This window comes from Rodentibacter genomosp. 1 (assembly GCF_001999285.1).
Classification (GTDB): Bacteria; Pseudomonadota; Gammaproteobacteria; order Enterobacterales; family Pasteurellaceae; genus Rodentibacter.
This window is the reverse complement of record NZ_MLHN01000009.1, coordinates 13,618-35,346: the sequence shown is the minus strand read 5'-3', so window position 1 is coordinate 35,346 and position 21,729 is coordinate 13,618. Positions and strand designations below refer to the sequence as shown.

At 40.2% G+C, this 21,729-nt stretch carries 20 protein-coding genes, 1 tRNA gene and 1 other annotated feature; of the genes, 12 read left to right on the top strand and 9 right to left on the bottom strand.

Annotated elements, in window-relative coordinates; all coding sequences use genetic code 11:
- Window positions 1–110: 110 nt before the first annotated feature.
- On the top strand, window positions 111–1,373 hold the full coding sequence (rho, locus tag BKK54_RS05295; protein WP_018355393.1) for a transcription termination factor Rho: 1,263 nt from the start codon (window positions 111–113) through the stop codon (window positions 1,371–1,373).
- Between the two features lie 374 nt (window positions 1,374–1,747).
- Here rho and aspS read toward each other — a convergent pair whose 3' ends face one another.
- A complete protein-coding gene (gene aspS / locus BKK54_RS05290; protein WP_077542088.1) occupies window positions 1,748–3,514 on the bottom strand; it encodes an aspartate--tRNA ligase in 1,767 nt (588 codons plus the stop codon).
- 215 nt (window positions 3,515–3,729) lie between these two features.
- Here aspS and cmoA point away from each other — a divergent pair, with 215 nt between their 5' ends.
- Entirely contained in the window at window positions 3,730–4,455 is a 726-nt protein-coding gene (gene cmoA / locus BKK54_RS05285) for a carboxy-S-adenosyl-L-methionine synthase CmoA (RefSeq protein WP_077542087.1), read from the top strand.
- A gap of 67 nt (window positions 4,456–4,522) precedes the next feature.
- On the opposite strand, the gene pgtP is transcribed toward cmoA, so the two are convergent.
- On the bottom strand, window positions 4,523–5,854 hold the full coding sequence (gene pgtP, locus BKK54_RS05280; RefSeq protein WP_077542086.1) for a phosphoglycerate transporter protein PgtP: 1,332 nt from the start codon (window positions 5,852–5,854) through the stop codon (window positions 4,523–4,525).
- 265 nt (window positions 5,855–6,119) lie between these two features.
- Between pgtP and gloA the strand changes: the two genes are divergently transcribed.
- The 4 genes from gloA to priC all read left to right on the top strand — a co-directional run bounded on the left by gloA (window position 6,120) and on the right by priC (window position 9,560).
- On the top strand, window positions 6,120–6,527 hold the full coding sequence (gene gloA, locus BKK54_RS05275; RefSeq protein WP_077542085.1) for a lactoylglutathione lyase: 408 nt from the start codon (window positions 6,120–6,122) through the stop codon (window positions 6,525–6,527).
- A gap of 74 nt (window positions 6,528–6,601) precedes the next feature.
- Window positions 6,602–7,285, top strand: coding sequence for a ribonuclease T (gene rnt, locus BKK54_RS05270; RefSeq protein ID WP_077542084.1), 684 nt, complete (start codon window positions 6,602–6,604; stop codon window positions 7,283–7,285).
- A 91-nt stretch (window positions 7,286–7,376) separates the two neighbouring features.
- Window positions 7,377–7,499 (top strand) — a sequence feature (His leader region).
- A 94-nt stretch (window positions 7,500–7,593) separates the two neighbouring features.
- Window positions 7,594–8,946 (top strand): Na+/H+ antiporter family protein, encoded by a 1,353-nt coding sequence (locus tag BKK54_RS05265; protein WP_077542083.1) that lies wholly within the window; start codon window positions 7,594–7,596, stop codon window positions 8,944–8,946.
- A gap of 32 nt (window positions 8,947–8,978) precedes the next feature.
- Window positions 8,979–9,560 carry a primosomal replication protein PriC gene (gene priC, locus BKK54_RS05260; RefSeq protein WP_077542082.1) on the top strand — a complete coding sequence of 194 codons (582 nt, stop codon included), beginning with the start codon at window positions 8,979–8,981 and terminating at the stop codon, window positions 9,558–9,560.
- Between the two features lie 90 nt (window positions 9,561–9,650).
- On the opposite strand, the gene BKK54_RS05255 is transcribed toward priC, so the two are convergent.
- Both BKK54_RS05255 and rne read right to left on the bottom strand, forming a co-directional pair.
- A tRNA-Ser gene (locus BKK54_RS05255) sits at window positions 9,651–9,740 on the bottom strand.
- Window positions 9,741–9,877: 137 nt separating this feature from the next.
- Window positions 9,878–12,646 carry a ribonuclease E gene (rne, locus tag BKK54_RS05250; RefSeq protein WP_077542081.1) on the bottom strand — a complete coding sequence of 923 codons (2,769 nt, stop codon included), beginning with the start codon at window positions 12,644–12,646 and terminating at the stop codon, window positions 9,878–9,880.
- A 403-nt stretch (window positions 12,647–13,049) separates the two neighbouring features.
- Here rne and rluC point away from each other — a divergent pair, with 403 nt between their 5' ends.
- The 3 genes from rluC to BKK54_RS05235 all read left to right on the top strand — a co-directional run bounded on the left by rluC (window position 13,050) and on the right by BKK54_RS05235 (window position 15,067).
- Complete coding sequence (rluC, locus tag BKK54_RS05245) at window positions 13,050–14,018, top strand: 23S rRNA pseudouridine(955/2504/2580) synthase RluC (protein WP_077542080.1); 969 nt, start codon at window positions 13,050–13,052, stop codon at window positions 14,016–14,018.
- 89 nt (window positions 14,019–14,107) lie between these two features.
- A complete protein-coding gene (hfq, locus tag BKK54_RS05240; RefSeq protein ID WP_077542079.1) occupies window positions 14,108–14,386 on the top strand; it encodes an RNA chaperone Hfq in 279 nt (92 codons plus the stop codon).
- A gap of 381 nt (window positions 14,387–14,767) precedes the next feature.
- Window positions 14,768–15,067 carry a DUF5339 domain-containing protein gene (locus BKK54_RS05235; RefSeq protein WP_077542078.1) on the top strand — a complete coding sequence of 100 codons (300 nt, stop codon included), beginning with the start codon at window positions 14,768–14,770 and terminating at the stop codon, window positions 15,065–15,067.
- A 61-nt stretch (window positions 15,068–15,128) separates the two neighbouring features.
- Here the strand turns inward: BKK54_RS05235 and ruvB are convergent, their stop codons facing one another.
- The 5 genes from ruvB to nudB form a co-directional block, all read right to left on the bottom strand.
- Window positions 15,129–16,136 (bottom strand): Holliday junction branch migration DNA helicase RuvB, encoded by a 1,008-nt coding sequence (gene ruvB, locus BKK54_RS05230; RefSeq protein ID WP_077542077.1) that lies wholly within the window; start codon window positions 16,134–16,136, stop codon window positions 15,129–15,131.
- Between the two features lie 13 nt (window positions 16,137–16,149).
- Window positions 16,150–16,764, bottom strand: a complete 615-nt coding sequence (gene ruvA / locus BKK54_RS05225) for a Holliday junction branch migration protein RuvA (RefSeq protein ID WP_077542076.1) — start codon at window positions 16,762–16,764, stop codon at window positions 16,150–16,152.
- 61 nt (window positions 16,765–16,825) lie between these two features.
- Complete coding sequence (gene ruvC, locus BKK54_RS05220) at window positions 16,826–17,398, bottom strand: crossover junction endodeoxyribonuclease RuvC (RefSeq protein WP_077542075.1); 573 nt, start codon at window positions 17,396–17,398, stop codon at window positions 16,826–16,828.
- Between the two features lie 47 nt (window positions 17,399–17,445).
- The gene (locus tag BKK54_RS05215) at window positions 17,446–18,186 is read right to left on the bottom strand and encodes a YebC/PmpR family DNA-binding transcriptional regulator (protein WP_077542074.1); all 741 of its coding nucleotides are present in this window, start codon (window positions 18,184–18,186) and stop codon (window positions 17,446–17,448) included.
- A gap of 68 nt (window positions 18,187–18,254) precedes the next feature.
- The gene (nudB, locus tag BKK54_RS05210) at window positions 18,255–18,692 is read right to left on the bottom strand and encodes a dihydroneopterin triphosphate diphosphatase (protein ID WP_077542073.1); all 438 of its coding nucleotides are present in this window, start codon (window positions 18,690–18,692) and stop codon (window positions 18,255–18,257) included.
- A gap of 231 nt (window positions 18,693–18,923) precedes the next feature.
- Here nudB and rsfS point away from each other — a divergent pair, with 231 nt between their 5' ends.
- The 3 genes from rsfS to mrdA are packed head-to-tail and all read left to right on the top strand — an operon-like array spanning window position 18,924 to window position 21,723.
- Entirely contained in the window at window positions 18,924–19,232 is a 309-nt protein-coding gene (gene rsfS / locus BKK54_RS05205) for a ribosome silencing factor (RefSeq protein ID WP_077542072.1), read from the top strand.
- Between the two features lie 52 nt (window positions 19,233–19,284).
- Window positions 19,285–19,752, top strand: a complete 468-nt coding sequence (gene rlmH / locus BKK54_RS05200) for a 23S rRNA (pseudouridine(1915)-N(3))-methyltransferase RlmH (RefSeq protein WP_077542071.1) — start codon at window positions 19,285–19,287, stop codon at window positions 19,750–19,752.
- An 18-nt stretch (window positions 19,753–19,770) separates the two neighbouring features.
- Window positions 19,771–21,723, top strand: a complete 1,953-nt coding sequence (gene mrdA / locus BKK54_RS05195; RefSeq protein WP_077542070.1) for a penicillin-binding protein 2 — start codon at window positions 19,771–19,773, stop codon at window positions 21,721–21,723.
- The last annotated feature ends 6 nt before the right edge of the window (window positions 21,724–21,729 follow it).

The following is a 21,729-nucleotide window of genomic DNA, read 5'->3' as shown; positions in this document are numbered from 1 at the left end:
GCTGAAAACTAGACACTATCCCATTTTAGTGATACCTTACGCACAGATTTCAGGGGCTCAGCCCACCATTCATTAACTCAACTCTTAATTAATCTCAACGATTACTCATTATGCATTTAACAGAACTTAAAAATACGCCGGTTTCGGATCTTGTGAAGCTAGGCGAGGAGCAAATGGGCTTAGAAAATTTAGCCCGTTTGCGTAAACAAGACATTGTCTTTGCTATCTTAAAACAACACGCAAAAAGTGGTGAAGATATTTTTGGCGGTGGCGTGTTAGAAATTTTACCCGATGGCTTTGGCTTTTTGCGTTCTGCTGATAGTTCATACTTAGCCGGTCCTGACGATATTTATGTTTCCCCAAGCCAAATCCGTCGTTTCAACTTACAAACCGGTGACAAAATTGAAGGCAAAATTCGTCCACCTAAAGAAGGCGAACGCTATTTTGCCCTGCTTAAAGTCGATCAAGTCAATGACGACAAGCCTGAAGTTTCCCGCAGCAAAATTCTCTTTGAAAACTTAACACCGCTCCATGCCAATTCCCGTCTAAAAATGGAAAGAGGCAATGGTTCGACAGAAGATTTAACCGCCCGTATTTTAGATTTAGCCTCGCCTATTGGTAAAGGTCAGCGTGGTTTGATTGTCGCACCACCAAAGGCGGGTAAAACCATGCTCTTGCAAAATATTGCACAAAGCATCACCCATAACTATCCGGAATGTGAGCTCATCGTTCTGTTAATTGATGAGCGTCCGGAAGAAGTGACAGAAATGCAACGCTCGGTAAAAGGCGAAGTCATTGCCTCAACCTTTGATGAACCGGCGGCTCGTCACGTTCAAGTCGCTGAAATGGTGATCGAAAAAGCCAAACGCTCTGTCGAACATAAAAAAGATGTGGTGATTTTGCTCGACTCAATCACACGTTTAGCTCGAGCTTACAATACTGTTACCCCGGCTTCCGGTAAAATCTTATCCGGTGGTGTGGATGCGAACGCATTACATCGTCCTAAACGTTTCTTCGGTGCAGCACGTAATGTAGAGGAAGGTGGCAGTTTAACGATTATTGCAACCGCACTTGTGGATACCGGCTCAAAAATGGACGAAGTGATTTTTGAAGAATTTAAAGGGACGGGTAATATGGAACTCCATCTTTCCCGTAAGATTGCTGAAAAACGTGTCTTCCCAGCGATTGACTTCAACCGTTCGGGTACACGTAAAGAAGATCTCCTCACCACACCTGATGAACTACAAAAAATGTGGATTCTTCGCAAAATCCTTAACCCGATGGGTGAGGTGGAAGCAATGGAATGGCTCATTGATAAACTCGGCGTAGCCAAAACCAACGAAGAGTTTTTTGAAATTATGAAACGTTCATAAATGATATGCCAAGAGGCTTAAAATCAACATCAAAATAAATACGAAAGGGAAACGCAATGTTTCCTTTTTTGTTGACATAAATCCAGAGATAAAAAAGTGCGGTCAAAATTGACCGCACTTTTTCTTAAAACCGGAATTATGTAGCCGTTGCACAACACTGATTTTGTATTTGTTTATAGAGACACACTGCGTATGTCGGTTATAAAAAACAATTTCAGTGGATTATCAAGCGGACGCATGCTGTGCGTCCCTACCACTAAGGTTATTTAATCGGTGGCGTTAATTTAGCGATTTTTTACAAATAAGTTTATTATGCTTTATGGTATCTTCCATTGAGATTCCTTGTGCATTGGCTAAATAATAACGCTACTTTTTTATTCCCCTTTCACAACTGAGATAGCAAGTTCATCCAAGGCTTGTGGGTTCGCAAAACTTGGTGCTTCAGTCATTAAACAAGCCGCTGCCGTCGTTTTCGGAAAGGCAATGACATCACGAATATTGTCCGTACCGGTTAATAACATCGTTAAACGATCTAATCCAAAAGCAAGACCGGCATGGGGTGGCGTACCAAATTTTAATGCCTCCAACAAGAAGCCGAATTTTTCACGTTGTTGCTCCTCATCAATACCTAAAATACGAAATACCGTTTGCTGCATTTTCGGATCGAAAATACGCACCGAGCCGCCGCCCACTTCATAACCGTTAATCACCATATCGTAAGCATTTGCGACAGCCTCCGTAGGTGTAGCTTCCAATTGCTCAGGTGTGAAATCTTTTGGTGAAGTAAACGGATGGTGCATTGCCGCGAGATGACCTTCATCATCACGTTCAAACATTGGGAAATCAATCACCCAAAGCGGTTGCCACTCATCTAAACGGGTTAATCCCAGATCACGACCAAGTTTTAAACGTAGTGCTCCCATCGCATCCGTTGTAATTTGCCACTTATCTGCACCGAAGAAAAGAATATCACCAGTTTGTGCACCTACGCGTTCAAATAAGGCTTTTAATACGTCTTCATTTAGGAATTTCGCAATCGGACTTTGTACCCCTTCAAGCCCTGCATTTACATCATTCACTTTTAACCAAGCTAAACCCTTCGCCCCATAAATACCAACAAACTGGGTATATTCATCAATTTGTTTACGGGTAATTTCATTGCCGTTTGGCACTCGAATAACGGCAACCCGACCATTAGGATCATTTGCCGGACCTTGAAATACTTTAAAATCCACATCTTTCACAATATCAGCGACATCAACCATTTCTAATGGGTTACGCAAATCCGGTTTATCCGAACCGAAACGTTGCATCGCTTCTTGCCATGTCATCACAGGGAATTTTCCTAAATCGACACCAATGGTATCCAACCACAAGCCATGCACCATACGCTCCATAATGTCACGTACTTCTTGGGCTGTTAAAAAAGAGGTTTCCACATCAATTTGAGTGAATTCAGGTTGGCGATCTGCACGCAAGTCTTCATCACGAAAACATTTCACTATCTGATAATAGCGATCAAAACCGGACATCATCAGCAACTGTTTGAAAAGCTGTGGAGATTGAGGTAAAGCATAGAACTTGCCTTTATGTACACGACTTGGTACAAGATAATCGCGCGCGCCCTCTGGTGTTGCCTTGGTCAGCATTGGGGTTTCAATATCCAAGAAACCGTTATCATCCATAAAACGACGCACAAAACTGGTAATTTTCGCACGGGTTTTCAAACGCTGCGCCATTTCCGGACGACGTAAATCAAGATAACGATATTTTAAGCGTTGTTCTTCTGTATTATTCTGATTGAAATCAAGTGGTAATACCTCAGAGGCATTATAAATACGCAATGCCTTTGCCAGAATCTCCACTTCACCCGTTGCCATATTTTTGTTGATTTGATTCTCCGGGCGGGACAGAACTTCCCCTTTAATTTGAATACAAAATTCGTTACGCAAACTTGCCGCAGCAGTTAATGCTTCTTGATATTTCGGGTCAAAGCACACTTGCACAATACCCTCACGATCACGCATATCAATAAAAATTAAGCCACCTAAATCACGGCGTCGATGAACCCAACCACTTAGTGTTACTTCTTGTCCGATGTTGTTACGGTTTAACGATCCGCAATAATGTGTACGCATCATACTCTTGTTCCTTAAATATTCTGTAAAAGTGGAAAATATCACCGAATTATACGGAAAAAGCCATTCATTTTAAATCAGAAACAGAAATTTATTTGACCCACTGAAAACTTTCCCTAAAATAACCGCACTTTTAACCGAGGGGACGTGATGTTAAAAACTGTGCTTGTATAAAATGTCGTATCTTATTACCCGCCCCTCCAATAAATAGCATATAAATCATGAAAGACACTCTCTTTTCTACGCCAATCGAAAAACTTGGCGATTTCACTTTTGATGAAAACGTTGCAGAAGTATTTCCTGACATGATCCAACGTTCTATACCTGGCTATACAAATATAATTACCGCCATTGGCATGTTAGCAGAACGCTTTGTTACGCCAAATAGTCAAGTTTATGATCTCGGCTGCTCACGCGGTGCTGCGACACTTTCAGCACGAAGAAATATCCATCAACCTGATGTCAAAATTATTGCTATTGATAATTCTCAACCTATGGTTGAGCGTTGCCGCCAGCACATTGCAGCCTACCACAGTGATATTCCCGTGGAAATTTTGTGTGAGGATATTCGCAATGTTGAAATCAAAAATGCCTCTATGGTGATTTTAAACTTCACTTTACAATTTTTGCCACCTGAAGATCGTATGGCGTTACTCACAAGAATTTACCACGGACTAAACCCTAATGGCGTTTTGGTCCTTTCTGAAAAATTCTGCTTTGAAAATGAAAAAGTCGATCATTTACTGATCGATCTCCATCATCAGTTCAAGCGAGCCAACGGTTATAGCGAACTTGAAGTCAGCCAAAAGCGTACTGCGTTAGAAAATGTGATGAGAACAGACAGCATTGAAACTCACAAAGTGCGGTTAAAAAATATCGGATTTTCTCAGGTAGAACTTTGGTTTCAATGTTTTAATTTTGGCTCAATGGTAGCCGTCAAATAACAAAATAAAAAAGCGCTCAATTCACATGGGTTTAAAAAAATGAGCGCTTTTTATAAAAAACTAAGAGTTAGTTTGAGCCACTTGGTTTATGAAATAAGGTGAATGCAATAAAGAGGAATCCTAAGAAACAAGATACAATGAGTGCATAAAATCCCCCATCCCATCCAAACAAATCAACCAGTTTACCCATCACATAACCCGCACTCGCCGATCCCAATAAATAACCAAACAAGCCGGTTAAACCTGTTGCCGTCCCCGTTGCGATACGTGGCACTAAATCAGCGGCTTGTAACCCAATCATCATAACCGGGCCATAAATTAAGAAACCAATCGCAACGAGACAAATATTATCCACTAATGGATTACCTGCCGGATTTTTCCAGTAAACAATAATGGCGATGAATACCCCGGTTAGAAACAATAACATTGGTGGGGCACGGTGACCTTTGAAGACTTTATCACTTAAATAACCACTGGTTAACATACCGAAAATCCCGGCATATTCATATAAGAAATATGCCCAACTCTGCTTATCAACCGAAAAATGTTTCACTTCTTTTAGGTAAGTTGGTGCCCAATCAATAATGCCGTAACGAATGAAATAGACAAAAACGTTAGCAATAGCAATTGCCCATAAGAATTTGTTATTAATGATATATTTTTTGAAAATATCTTTAGAGGAAAGTGTATGTGCAGATTCAACATGTTGTACGATTTTTTCGCCTTTCCATTCATCCACAGGTGGTAGCCCCTGAGATTCCGGTGTATCCCGCATCAGCCAAAACATAATAAAAGCCAACACAATAGCAATTAATGCCGGCAAATAAAATAAAGATTGCCATGTACCAAAAATCGCTAAACCTAGGATCGCTAAAGGCCCAATTAAACCACCACCTAAATTATGGGAGACATTCCACCAACTCCACCAAACACCCCGCTCGGATATGGAGAACCAATTCGTCATGGTTTTTGCACCCGGGGGATATCCCATGCCCTGAAACCAGCCATTAAAGGCGGCTAAAATAATCATCAATGGAATGGAGGCTAATACTCCGGGCACTAATCCAAAAATTAAACTCACTGCGGCAGAGCCAAGCAAACCTATCGTAATAAAATATTTTGGATTACTTCGATCAGACACATTCCCCATAATGAACTTACTAAAGCCATACGCAAGAGATAATGCCACACCAACAGTTCCTAAATCCGCTTTAGTAAAACCATATTCATCAATTAAATAAGGTATCGCCAGAGAAAAGTTTTTACGAATAAGATAATATGCAGCATAACCGATGAACACCCCGGCAAAAACCTGCCAACGTAATTTTTTATACGCTGCATCGGTTTTAGAATGCTCCATTCGTGGTGCCGGTGGAGAGGCTTTTAAAAAAGAAAACATATCAAACTCCCTGTATAAAATCCAAACACGCTCATTGAAATAGAATATAAACGTTTCGTTACAAAAACATTCAAGTAAAATCTCAACAACCCAAGTAAAGTATAACCCTCATATCAGACTCCAATTTTATTTTAAATCAAACAATGTCGGATTTTTTCCAACGGACTTAATAAATTGAAGCCTTTCACCACTTTTACTGATTTATAGTTTGATCTATGGCATAATTTTACTTCGTTTCCTCACATTATTTATAAAGGACAAACCCATGCGAATTTTACATACGATGTTACGTGTGGGCGATTTAGATCGCTCAATTAAATTTTATCAAGAGGTTTTGGGCATGCGTTTATTACGTACCAGCGAAAACCCTGAATACAAATACTCTTTAGCCTTTCTCGGTTACGATGATGAAGATAAATCCTCAGTCATTGAACTGACTTATAATTGGGGGGTGACAGAATATGATCTCGGCACAGCATATGGCCATATTGCTATCGGGGTAGATGATATTTATACCACCTGTGAAGCTGTTCGTACTATGGGTGGAAAAGTCACCCGTGAACCGGGTCCGGTAAAAGGCGGTAGTACGGTGATAGCCTTTGTAGAAGATCCTAACGGTTATAAAATCGAATTTATTGAAAATAAAAGTGCAAAGGCCGGGCTCGGTAATTAAAAGTGCGGTCAGTTTCCGCAAGGTTTTAATAACGTAGCGTTGTCTACGTTATTTTATTTTTTTAGGATACGATTATGTCCGATTCTCAAATTCCTTATCATCATCAATTAAAAAATCGCTTCAGAGGCTATTTCCCTGTCATTATTGATGTGGAAACGGCTGGTTTTGAGGCTAAAAAAGATGCGCTATTAGAACTGGCGGCTATTACGCTAAAAATGGATGAAAATGGCTATTTACAGCCCGATCAAAAATGTCATTTTCATATCGAACCTTTTGAAGGGGCAAATATCAACCCCGAATCATTGAAATTCAATGGCATTGATATTCACAATCCATTACGCGGTGCCGTATCCGAATTAGAAGCGATCACTGCGTTATTCCAAATGGTACGCCGTGGGCAAAAAGAAGCAGATTGTCAGCGTTCTATTATCGTGGCACATAATGCGGCTTTCGATCAAAGTTTTGTCATGGCTGCAGCGGAGCGTACCGGCGTCAAACGCAACCCATTTCATCCCTTTGGAATGTTTGATACCGCAAGTCTGGCAGGATTAATGTTCGGACAAACGGTACTCGTGAAAGCCTGCCAAGCCGCAAACATCCCTTTCGACGGCAAACAAGCTCATTCTGCACTCTATGACACTGAACGTACTGCGGAATTGTTCTGTTATATGGTAAATCATTTAAAAGATCTTGGTGGATTTCCCCACTTAAATAGAGCGGAAAACGAAAAAACGAAGGAAAAATCAACCGCACTTTAAATTTTTCCAAAAGAGGGGTTGCAATCGTTTTCGTTTTCCAGTAGTTTAAAAGACAATTCTTACTTGGAGATTTAAATATGAACATTATCCGCTATCATCACCATTTCACTGAATAATCTTTCAGGTATGTGGCGTGCTTGGAAGACATCTTCCGAGCCAAAAGGATAGTGAAAAATCTTACCCCTCGGAAGGCAACTTTCGAGGGGTTTCTTTTATAATACAGGAGTAAATTAACAATGCGACATTATCCCTTTTGTTTCTTGAACGTTTCCCTCTATTCACACATTAATCTATAAGGAAAAAACACAATGTTATCAAACCCCGTTGTTATCTCAATAATTGTGCTACTTGCACTGAGTCTACTACGTATCAATGTTGTGATCGCTCTCGTGATCGCTGCACTCACCGCCGGTTTATTCGGTGATCTTGGTTTAACAAAAACCATCGAAACCTTCACCGGAGGATTAGGGGGTGGTGCTGAAGTTGCCATGAATTATGCCATGCTTGGCGCCTTTGCTATCGCAATCTCGAAATCAGGCATCACTGATTTACTCGCCTATAAAATCATCAAAAAAATTAATAAAACGCCAACAGGCAACAATCTTGCTTGGTTTAAGTATTTAATTTTTGCAATATTGGCTCTATTTGCGATTTCATCTCAAAACCTATTACCGGTACATATTGCCTTTATTCCTATTATTATCCCGCCACTATTATCAATCTTTAATCGTCTAAAAATTGATCGCCGAGCAGTGGCATGTGTACTCACCTTTGGTTTAACCGCTACCTATATGCTTTTACCGGTGGGCTTTGGTAAAATCTTTATTGAAAGTATTTTGGTGAAAAATATCAATCAAGCAGGAGCATCGCTCGGCTTACAAACTGATGTCGCCCAAGTTTCACTGGCAATGTTACTACCGGTCGCCGGCATGATCTTGGGGCTATTAACAGCAGTCTTCATCACTTATCGCAAACCTCGTGAATACAATGTAGCTATTAAAGAACCGACTACCAAGGAAATTGAAGCGCATATTGCGAATATTCAACCAAAACACATCACGACAAGTTTAATTGCTATTGTCGCAACCTTCGCAACACAATTAGTCACCAGCTCAACAATCATTGGTGGCTTGATCGGTTTGGTTATTTTCGCTGTATTTGGTATCTTCAAACTCAAAGAAAGTAATGATATCTTCCAACAAGGCTTGCGTTTAATGGCGATGATTGGATTTGTGATGATTGCTGCTTCAGGATTTGCTAACGTCATTAATGCCACCACAGGTGTGACAGATTTAGTGCAAAACCTTAGTAATGGTGCAATTCAAAGTAAGGGCTTGGCCGCATTTTTGATGTTACTTGTTGGTTTGCTCATCACCATGGGAATAGGCTCTTCTTTCTCAACAGTTCCTATTATTACCTCAATTTATGTGCCACTTTGCTTATCCTTTGGCTTCTCTCCATTAGCGACGGTCTCTATTGTAGGGGTTGCCGCTGCATTAGGTGACGCAGGATCGCCTGCCTCTGACTCGACATTAGGGCCAACATCAGGTTTAAATATGGATGGTAAACACGACCACATTTGGGATTCTGTTGTACCTACGTTCATTCACTACAATATTCCACTCATTATCTTCGGCTGGATTGCCGCAATGTACCTTTAACGATTATAATCCCCCCTCAGGGGGATTTTTTTATGCGCATTCAACAACTCATCAACACGCTAGAACAAAAGGTTCAACAGCTACAACAAATCTATTCATCACGACAAGAAGAAAAAATTTTCACTAAATTTGACCGTACTTTATTTAGCGAAAATGGACAAACTACTGCATTTTATTTTGCTGAAATTGAGACAACCTTAAAAAAAATAAAATCCCTTTATTCAACTGATATTGATCACTACAAGTTCATTACCGAGCATTTACTCAAACAATGTCGCGCACTATCTGAGGCGCTAAATCGAAAACAACATCAACCTATTTCACCAAAACCTAAAACATCCCCGGTAAAAAAAGCACATCACGATGTTCACAAACTGCCACCACGTGAACGTTTAGAAAAATATTATGAGGCTCTCGAACAGCTGAACAATTTATACCTACAGCAGAAAGATCTGATAAGTATTGAAAAAAATCCTGAAGAACAGAAAAAAATAATAAGATTAGCAGAGGGCTATAAATACCGCCGTCAAAAATGCCAAGAAGCAATTGATCTATTAGAGGAATATTTAGCTTTTAAAGAAGAACAAGAAATTAAAAATAACTCAGAAAAATAACCGTCACCAACCACTCTATTCCACTGAAAATTATTGATAATAAAAAAGCAAAATCCCCTAACTTTTGATTAGGGGATCTTAAAAATTTAATGGCGGAGGAAGTGAGATTCGAACTCACGGAGGGCGTAAACCCTCGCCGGTTTTCAAGACCGGTGCCTTCAACCACTCGACCATTCCTCCGTGATTTAAGCGAGGTGGATAATACGTTTTTTACCTAACCTCGTCAATAGTAAAAAAACAATATTTTTTCGAATGATTAATTTTACCTCAATTTTAGATGAAAAAATTGGCACATTACTGTGCCAATCTTATTTTTCTTATTCAATCTTCGCTTGGGTTGGCTCAGAATAGACATGACTAATCGCACTATGATGACCGGCAGAACCTTTACCATAAAAATAATAGCGAGATTCCATCCATTCAATAATAGCAAAAGGTTTGCCCATTTCCTCACTTGCTTTTGCGAGTGTCATTTCCGCTTTTGTATGAACAACAGAAGAAACTGTCCCTAAGCGACCGTCAAATGTATAAGTGCGGGCAAATTCTACGGTATTTCCTATCTCCGGCTTTTCAGGCTGCATTAATACCACAGAAGGTTCGTCATTTTGAGCGTTATCTTTAGCGTGAAGACGTTCTAATGACTCTTGGACTTTTTTCTGTACTGATTCATTTGCCGGTTGTGTAATGAAGTCCAATGCAGGTTTAATTTCCACAGGACTCTCCTCAATCACAATGCCGGTAGCCGGTGTAATAAACCCTTTCTTGGTTTTCTCTTGCTCAAGCAATTCATCGACGGATAAGAATTGATTCTCTTTAGGAGAGGAGGCATTTACCGTTGAATAATCCATCCATACCTTACCACTTGCTAATTCAGGTGAAACAACTGCTGCAAACAATGGCATTGGAGATTTAGCTTCATAACGACGACGGCGTTGATTATTTGCGACACGTAGATGACGTGGCATACGGCGCTGACGTTCTTGACGTTCCTGATGAGGTTGTTTTTCTTCAGTCGCTGTTTGAACCGTTTCAACACTTGGCTCATTATCATCTATTCGTACACGTTTATTTAAATCGCGACGTTGACGACGTTGTACAACAGTTTGCTCCGTTTTCTCTTCCGGTTTATTCTCTAAAACAGGAGGCAAATTGACCGCACTTTCAATAATACTTTCATCCACAGTATTATTTCGACGAGAACGACGTTGGTTACGCTCACGCGTTAAACGCACATTATCCTCTTCAAATTTTGGCGTATCATTATTTTCCACTTTGGTGCGACGTATCACACGCTGTTCTTGTGGCCGGCGCGGGGTTCGATTATGACGAGCGCGATTATTTTTGCTTTTATTTTTTTCTTCCTCTACATTCTCAGAAGTAAATAAGCGTTTAATTTTAGCCATAAATTTTACAAGTAACGATGGCTCTTTTGATTTACGCTCTAACGGTGTTGGAGCAGCCTCCGAAATAGAAAGTGATACAGCCGCACTTTCTACCGCTACTTGCTCTTGCACCACAATGGTATCAGAATTTCGAGACGTTAAAGCTTCGTCTCCCGTATCATCTTGCAAACAATGAATTTTCGCTAAATTGTAGCTAAGTTCATTCACTTCTTCTCCATCGCGGACGCGAAATACGCTGAAATGAGGCGTTTCCATCGCTTCATTTGGCACCACGATCACATCAACACTATGACGCTTTTCAATACTACTGATAGCTTTACGTTTCTCATTTAAAAGGTAAGAAGCAATTTGCACCGGCACAATCGTATGAACTTGCTTGGTATTTTCTTTTAGCGCTTCTTCTTCAATTAAGCGTAAAATTGACAAAGACAGAGATTCATTATCTCGGACTTTCCCCGTACCCTGACAACGAGGGCAAATATGATGAGAAGATTCCCCCAATGATGGACTTAAACGTTGACGGGACATTTCCAATAAACCGAAACGAGAAATTCGACTAATTTGAATCCGAGCACGGTCTTGGCGTACCGCATCACGTATACGATTTTCCACCTCTCTTTGGTGGCGAACCGGTGTCATATCAATAAAGTCAATAACGACCAGTCCCCCTAAATCACGCAAACGCAATTGACGAGCAATTTCATCTGCCGCTTCAAGATTAGTATTAAGTGCCGTTTCTTCAATATCACCACCCCGGGTCGAACGAGCCGAGTTAATATCGATCGCAGTTAAAGCTTCTGTGACATCAATCACAATAGAACCACCGGATGGTAAACGCACTTCACGTTGGAATGCCGATTCAATTTGAGATTCAATCTGATAATGGCTAAAAAGTGGCACCTCCCCCTGATAGAGTTTCACTCGATTGATAAAATCCGGACGAACCAATTTGATATGGGCTTTTGCCTTTTCAAAAATTTTCGGACTATCAATTAAAATCTCACCAATATCTCTGCGTAAATAATCACGAATCGCACGAACAATCACATCACTTTCTTGATGAATTAAGAAAGGTGCCGGTCGACTTTGTGACGCTTGTTTAATTGCCTCCCAATGGTGTAGCAATACTTTTAAGTCCCATTGCAGTTCCTCCGGTGATTTACCAACCCCTGCGGTACGTACAATCAACCCCACACCTTCCGGCACCACTAAAGAACTTAATGCCTCTTTTAGTTCAGTACGTTCATCACCTTCAATACGACGGGAAATACCACCAGCACGTGGGTTATTTGGCATAATCACCAAATAACTTCCAGCAAGGGAAACAAAGGTTGTGAGCGCCGCACCTTTATTACCGCGCTCTTCCTTATTCACTTGAACAATAATTTCTTGTCCTTCACTCAAAATATCACGAATATTTGGACGCCCCTGGAAAACATAATCTGCCGGAAAATATTCACGGGCAATTTCTTTTAAAGGTAAAAAACCGTGACGTTCTGCACCATAATCGACAAATGCCGCTTCAAGACTCGGTTCCACTCGGGTAATTTTTCCTTTGTAGATATTCGCTTTTTTCTGTTCATGACCCGGACTTTCGATGTCCAAATCAAAAAGGCGTTGTCCATCAACAAGCGCCACCCGCAACTCTTCTTTTTGAGTTGCATTAATTAACATTCTTTTCATTGTCAATTCTCTTTCTTAAATTTTAAAAGGTACCTCAAAATAAACCGCACTTTGCTTCGTTATCGACCTCGTGTTTCTCGCGCCAGTCAATCTCACGATTGTATGTTGCTGGGTGCATTGATAACGTTATGAAACAATAAAAGGACTGTTTTATAAAACAACGCGATATTTCTTCACGCGCTGCAAGCGGCACATTTATTTAGAGAAAAAATGCTGATTATCAATGTCTTATGCCAAATGCTGCATTGAATCGCCATCAACAAAACTTGTCATTTTCTACACGGAATTTTATGCGTAAAAAGACGCCCTATTATCCATAGAAACCAATAAATTAGCAAGGTGAGAATTACCCTCAATAAGTCTTTTATGATATGATTCGCACCAATTTTAGAAAGGTGAAAAAATGACAGAACAGAAAGAAAACATCATCAATGCCTCTGTAAAAATACTCACAATCAGTGAAGATGAAGCCGGTCAGCGCATAGATAATTATTTGTTGTCGAAACTCAAAGGTGTACCAAAAAGTTTGATTTATCGCATCGTTCGCAAAGGTGAAGTGAGAGTGAATAAAGGACGCATTAAGCCTGAGTATAAATTACAAACGAATGATGTGGTGCGCATACCGCCTGTGCGCACAACAGAAAAAAATAACGCACCGGTATCGAAAAACTTAAATAAAGTTGCGGATCTTGAATATAAAATTTTGTTTGAGGATGATTGTTTAATTGTGCTAAATAAACCTTCCGGTATTGCTGTACACGGGGGAAGCGGGTTAAATTTTGGTGTAATTGAAGCATTACGTGCCTTACGTCCGGAGGCCCGTTTTTTAGAGTTAGTACATCGTTTAGATCGGGATACATCCGGTATTCTGCTTATCGCGAAAAAGCGTTCGGCACTACGAAATCTACACGAACAACTTCGTCTGAAAACAATGCAAAAAGATTATTTGGCTTTGGTGCGTGGACAATGGCAGTCCCATATAAAAATAGTGAAAGCGCCATTATTAAAAAATGAACTTTCTAGTGGCGAACGTATTGTACGAGTCAATGAACAAGGTAAACCTTCTGAAACCCGTTTTTCTATTGAAGAACGTTATCCGAATGCCACATTAATAAAAGCGTCACCGATCACCGGGCGAACCCATCAAATTCGTGTCCACACTCAATACATGGGGCATCCAATTGCACTAGACGATAAATATGGTGATAAAGATTTTGATGAAAAAATGAAAACTCTTGGCTTAAATCGTTTATTTTTGCACGCTTTCTCTATTCGTTTTGAACACCCAAAAACAAATGAAACATTGCGGATAAACGCTCCTCTTGATGAAAAGATGAAGACAATACTGAAAAAGTTAAGGGAAAGCAAATAGACAAATTTAACATTTATTGCTATATTGGCGCGGAGACAGCAGGTTTCTATCAACATTTTCATAATAACGACAACAAAAAGGATAGCAAAATGGCAAAAGGACAATCTTTACAAGATCCTTACTTGAATGCATTACGTCGCGAACGTATTCCCGTGTCAATTTATCTTGTCAATGGGATTAAATTGCAAGGTCAAATTGAATCATTCGATCAATTTGTGATTCTATTAAAAAATACTGTTAATCAAATGGTATATAAACACGCAATTTCTACTGTGGTTCCTGCCCGTTCCGTTTCCCATCACAATAATAACCACCATAATGTACAAGCGACAGAAGTTGTAGAAACAACTGAAACAAAAACGGAATAGTCGGTTGAAAGCTATTTGATATCATGTAGCAAATATACAAGCCGTGGAATTTGAACGACATATAGGGACACACCGTGTCCCTCAAGTAGCTTGGAAATCTACTCTATGTTACAGTTTCATAATAAAGTGCGGTTGAGTTTTGCTTTACATTTTAGTTGCACACTCTTATTGTTAATGAACTAGCCTATTTTTCGATAATGTTCACGATTATCAACCTTCCTCGTTGTCATGAGAAAAATAATACACTGACAGGCTTTAATAAATTTTTGTGCTAACTTCACAAATTTACAAAAAGTCTTCCCTTATAACTAGACATTCATAAAAGATTTTGATATTTTCTCGCCACTCATATTTGGAGAGTTTGCCCAAAAGGATTTCATAATGAAAAAAATTTCAATGATTTTAACCGCACTTTTTTCAGCGGTATCACTTTCTGTCTTTGCTACGCCACAAAAAATAAGCACCTTCCTACCAAAACAATGTGTACAATTATTTAAAGAGACCGAGAGCTTAATCGCTCAAGCAGAAAAACAGCCGGGTACACATACTCAAGTAAACAAAATAAAAAGCAAGTTAAACCAAAGTAAAAAACAAATTCTCGAAATGGAACTTGCTACCCAGTTAAAAAGTTGTGATATTGGTTTAGCCCGATTAACCAATATGAAAAACTATTCTGAATAACATCACCCACTTCCATATTAATAGAAAAGGCTTATCAATTATTTGGTAAGCCTTTTCTTATCTAGTCGGTTAATTTTTGTATGCCAAAATGACGGTAGGTTTGTGAAGTAGCAATGCGCCCACGTGGTGTACGCTGCAAAAAACCCTGCTGAATTAAATAGGGTTCTAATACATCTTCAATGGTATCACGCTCTTCACCAATGGCCGCGGCGAGATTATCTAATCCAACCGGTCCTCCATCAAAACGTTCGATGACTGCTGAAAGCAATTTTCGATCGAGATAATCAAAACCAGCATCATCCACATCTAGCATTAAAAGTGCCTGTTTCGCAATATCCACAGAAATCACACCATTATTACGTACATCCGCATAATCTCGAACTCGGCGTAACAGGCGATTCGCAATACGCGGGGTACCACGTGAACGACGTGCAATTTCAAACGCGGCTTCTTTTTCTAATTCAAGGTTCAGACATGCTGCACTGCGTGCCACAATAGAGGTTAAATCATCAACAGAATAAAATTCTAAGCGTTGCACAATGCCAAAGCGATCACGTAAAGGAGAGGTTAAAGAACCTGCTCGGGTGGTTGCACCAACCAATGTGAACGGGGGGAGATCTAATTTAATTGAACGTGCCGCCGGCCCTTCGCCGATCATAATATCCAACTGGTAATCTTCCATAGCAGGATAAAGTACTTCCTCTATAGCTGGAGAAAGGCGATGAATTTCATCAATAAACAGCACATCATGAGGTTCAAGGTTCGTTAGCATTGCCGCTAAATCCCCAGCTTTTTCCAATACAGGGCCGGAGGTCGTCCTAATATTTACTCCCATTTCATTGGCAACAATATTCGCAAGTGTTGTTTTCCCTAACCCTGGAGGACCAAAAATCAACAAGTGATCCAGTGCATCCTGACGCAGTTTGGCAGCTTTAATGAAAATATCCATCTGTTCACGCACTTGAGGTTGCCCCACATAATCAGCCAATAATTTTGGACGAATAGCACGATCCTGAATATCCTCATCAAATTTAGCCTGACCACTAATAATTCTATCTGTTTCAATCATGACTTAACTCTAATTATAATGCGGCTTTTAGGGCATCCCGAATAAGCTGTTCACTCGTTAATTCCGGTTTTGCAACACGTTTTACCATTTTCTCTGCATCCATTGGTTTATATCCAAGCGCAATCAATGCAGAAATCGCTTCATCTACCGAATTTTCTTGTGCAGAAAATGAGGAGGATTCGGTTGGGATATGGGAGCTTTCTACAAAGAAATCACTTTGTTTCACACCTTTGAATTTCCCTTTTAATTCCACAAGTAAACGCTCTGCGGTTTTCTTCCCGACCCCTGGAATTTTAGTGAGTTTGGAAAGTTCTTCACGCTCAATCGCATAAATAAATTGATCAACAGACATTGCGGAAAGAATCGCCAATGCTAATTTAGGCCCAACACCATTGGTTTTAATCAGTTCACGGAATAAAGTGCGGTCAGTTTTTTGGGCAAATCCAAAAAGCAAATGCGCATCTTCACGTACAACAAGATGGGTAAATAAGGTGATTTCTTGCCCGATTTCCGGCAAATTATAGAAACTTGTCATCGGCAGAAGCAATTCATAGCCCACGCCTTGAACATCAAGTAGAATTTCAGGAGGTTGTTTCTCTAACAGAACGCCTTGCAAACGACCAATCATAATTCATCCATAACACGTAAATTTTGTGCGTAGAATAAAATAAAACTGGACGAACATCCAGTTAAATTTTTAATCTAAAGCGACCTCGGCTATATCGAGCCTTCAAAAGTGCGGTCATTTTTTCCTGTGTTTCTGTTATTTTGACAGAACTTGCAATATGCAACGAATGTTGTATTGAATGCGCATGAGTAATCGCAATCGCTAAGGCATCGGCTGAGTCAGCCTGAGGTTTGTCGGATAATTTCAAAATACGGGTTACCATATCTTGAACTTGAATTTTATCTGCAGAACCAATACCCACGACAGTTTGTTTCACCAAGCGTGCGGCATATTCAAACACGGGTAAATCATGGTTTACCGCTGCCACAATTGCTGTCCCTCGAGCCTGTCCCAGTTTTAATGCAGAATCTGCATTTTTCGCCATAAAAACCTGTTCAATAGCGAACATATCCGGCTGAAATTGAGTGATAATTTCCGTCACTCCCGCATAAATGCGTTTTAACCGGGTAGGGAGATCCTCCACTTGTGTACGAATCACTCCACTGCCTAAGTATTCTAAATGGCGACCGGTTTGGCGAATCACCCCATAGCCGGTCACTCGTGAACCGGGATCGATGCCTAAAATAATACTCATATTTCCCATAAAAAAATGGGTAGGAAATCTACCCATTTATCACGTCATTAAAGTTGTGCAGCAACTTCGTCACTAATTTCACCATTGTGATACACATTTTGTACATCATCACAATCTTCCAGCATTTCGATTAAACGTAGAAGTTTCGGTGCAGTTTCAAGATCAAGCGCAACGGTTGTGGAAGGAATCATGGTGACTTCCGCTTCTTGAATTTTAAAACCGGCTTTTTCAATATTATCGCGCACATTACCTAATTCTTCCCAAGCTGTGTAGATTTCAAATGAACCATCATCTTGTGGTTGAATATCATCTGCACCGGCTTCAATCGCAGCTTCTGTTAAGGTATCCTCATCGCCTTCTGCAATTAAGATTAATCCTTTTTTGCTAAACAGATAACCTACAGAACCTTCCGTTCCTAAATTTCCCCCGCACTTCGTAAAGCTAGGGCGAACTTGTGAAATGGTACGGTTTGCATTATCACTTAAGCACTCCACCATCACGGCTGTACCACCCGGCCCATAACCTTCGTAAACTTTCGTCTCCATGTTGGTGTCATCGCCACCACCTACACCACGATCAATCGCACGATTAATGGTATCGCGCGTCATATTATTACTCAGTGCCTTATCGACTGCGGCACGTAAACGCGGGTTGGCACTAACATCGCCGCCACCTAATTTTGCTGCTGTCACCAATTCACGAATTAATTTTGTAAAAATTTTACCACGTTGTGCATCTTGCGCTGCTTTGCGGTGCTTAATATTAGCCCACTTACTATGACCTGCCATTTGATTTCCTTCTATTTTCTAATCTTGGGTGAATATCACCTATTATCGGCATCAGATTCTGCCCTTTTTCATTCACCTAAATATGTTTTCATTGCCACTGCATTATTCGGCGATTTCGTCATTCGTATCGCCTCGTCCACGGGCACCCATTTAAAATCTAAATGTTCCGTTAATTGAGGAATAAATTCCTCTTTCACAGCACACAAAAACCAATGCTCGCGACAGTGAGTCACATTCGGTGCGTATTTATAGCGGAAATGCGGAAAAATTTCAAATTCTACACACCGATTACAATCAAAAAGTGCGGTGGAATTCGCTGAAATTTTTAACCGCACTTCCTCCCAAAGCTCCCGTCTTGCGGTATCTCTTGGTGTTTCATCTTTTTCGATTGTTCCCGTCACCGATTGCCAAAAATCTGGATCATCGCAACGTTGAAGCATTAAAACACGTTTGGAATTTTTACAATAAACTACTACAAGAACGGATTGATTATTTTTATAAGTCATTGCCCACTCACTTTATTTACTGTTTGTAGCGAAAGGTATACATAAATTATTTTCCACAATAGACATCGCATCTTACCTATTTTGAAATAAAGTGCGAACTTAGGCGACTAGATTTTCTTCGCTTTGCTAAGCCTTTATTTTATTTATATTATCGGCAAAAATTTCGACAAGCTCTAGTCCTTAACTTGATTCGATGGTAGAATTTCGCATTTTTATGGGTAAGGAAAAACAATGTCATTAGTTAAGTTTATCATAGATACCTTAGATGATTTAAAAGGCACTGATATCATGCATTTTGATGTGCGTGGAAAATCATCAATCACAGAAAATATGGTGATCTGCACAGGAACATCCAGCCGCCAGGTCTCCGCAATGGCAGATAATTTAATTGCTGAATGCAAAAAAGCCGGCGTAGAAACCTTTGGTGAAGAGGGGAAGAATACTGCTGATTGGATTGTGGTCGATTTAGGACAAACTATCGTTCATATTATGCAACGAGATGCCCGAGAACTCTACCAATTAGAAAAACTTTGGGCATAAGTGTGACCATAACAGCGTTAAATTTAACTGTACTTGATCAAAAGGAACATCAGTGAAAATCACACTAATTGCTGTCGGAACCAAAATGCCGGCTTGGGTCACAACCGGATTTGAGGAATATCAACGCCGTTTTCCTAAAGATATGCCTTTTGAGTTGATTGAGATACCGGCTGGGAAACGGGGAAAAAATGCGGATATTAAACGTATTTTAGAGCAAGAGGGAAAGGCAATGTTGGCAGCTTGTGGAAAAAGCAAAATCGTAACCCTTGATATTCCCGGTAAGCCTTGGACCACTCCCCAACTCGCAGAACAATTGGAATCTTGGAAAAATGATGGGCGTGATGTGTGCTTACTCATTGGTGGACCAGAAGGGCTTTCAACGGAATGTAAGGTAGCCGCAGAGCAAAGTTGGTCGCTTTCCCCTTTGACCTTACCTCATCCGCTTGTTCGAGTGGTTGTCGCAGAAAGTTTATATCGTGCGTGGTCGCTCACAACGAATCATCCCTATCATCGAGAATAAAAGCGCGGTCAATTTTAGATGAATTTTAAGAAATTCTTCTCATCTCCTACAAATGATCCGATTCGTGATAAAAAAGCGGAACGGAATCTTTTTGTACGCCGAACTCTAGTCGCGTTTATCGGTATTCTCGCACTTACGGGCGTGCTATTTGCCAATATCTATCACCTTCAAGTGGTTAATTTTGATACTTACCAAACTCGCTCCAACGGCAATCGAATCAAACTTTTACCCGTTCCCCCTACTCGTGGGTTAATTTACGACCGCTACGGTGAGCTTTTAGCAGAAAATCTCACTTTTTTTGGGTTGTATATCGTGCCTGAAAAAACGGAAAATTTAGACCGCACTTTTGATGAGCTTCGCTATATTATTGGCTTAACGGATGAAGACATCGACAATTTTAAAAAAGAGCGTCGCAGAGGCTCCCGCTACACCTCTATCATGCTTAAACCGAATTTAACGGAAGAGCAAATTGCTCGTTTTGCTGTGAATCAGTACCAATTTCCAAGTCTTGAAGTTCGCCCTTATTTTAAACGTAACTATTTATATGGCGATGTCATGACACATATTCTCGGTTATGTCGGGAAAATTAATGACAAAGATGTTGAGAAGCTAAAAAAGAACGAAAAATTTGCTAATTACGCCGGCTCTCATGATATGGGAAAATTGGGAATTGAACGTTACTATGAAGATCAATTACACGGAACAACCGGTTTTGAAGAAGTTGAAATTAATAATCGTGGTAAAGTGATTCGTAAATTACGTGAACAGCCGGCTGTTGCAGGAAAAAGTATTCACCTAACCATTGATCTCGCACTTCAACGTTACATTACCGATTTACTGAGCGGACAAAAAGGAGCCGTTGTGGTTCTTGATCCCAAAGATAGTAGTGTGTTAGCCATGGTTTCAACGCCAAGTTACGACAATAATTTATTTGTAGATGGCATTTCCAGTGCCGATTATAAACGTTTATTAGAAGATCCCGCCCGTCCGCTTTATAGTCGGGCAACACAAGGGGTATATCCTCCTGCTTCAACGGTAAAACCATTTATTGCTGTCGCAGCACAAACGGAAAATGTGATTACTCAACATACGACGATTTTCGACCCCGGTTACTGGATGTTACCCAACACCACAAAACGCTTTCGTGACTGGAAAAAATCAGGTCATGGCTACACAGATTTAAACAAGGCAATTACCGAATCCTCTGATACCTACTTCTACCAAGTTGCTTATAATCTAGGGATAGATCGCTTATCCTCTTGGATGAAACGCTTTGGTTTTGGTATGCCGACAGGGATAGAAATCAATGAAGAAGTGTCAGCCAATATGCCAACCAAAGAATGGAAACAAAAACGTTATAAACGTCAATGGGTACAAGGGGATACGATTTCAGTGGGTATCGGACAAGGTTATTGGACCGCCACCCCATTACAAGTTGCCAAAGCTACTGCAATTTTAGTCAATAATGGCAAAGTTAATACACCGCATTTAATGAAGTCAGTGGAAGGGGCAATTATTGAACCTTATCAAGATCCTTTACTTTATGAAGATATCACCGAACCTAAACAGGCTTATTGGGATGCCGCTAAACGAGGAATGTTTAATGTGGTACATTCCGGGGCGGGTACAGGGCGTAAAGCCTTTATTGGGGCAAATTATCATGTGGCAGGGAAATCCGGTACAGCACAAGTATTCAGTTTGAAAGAAAACCAAAAATATAATGCAGCAGGGTTGAAAAAAGAATTACATGATCATGCTTGGTTTACCGCTTACGCACCTTATGAAAATCCCAAAATTGTAGTTGCGATTATTTTAGAAAATGCAGGCAGCGGTTCGAGTAATGCCGCCCCAATGGTTCGCAAAATTATGGATTACTATCTCAACAAACGTTTACCTGAAATTGAACATAAAGTAAATTTGGAAAATCCCCCTCATAAAGCAAATGAAATGCCAAATAGAGAAAATAGGTAAATAGAA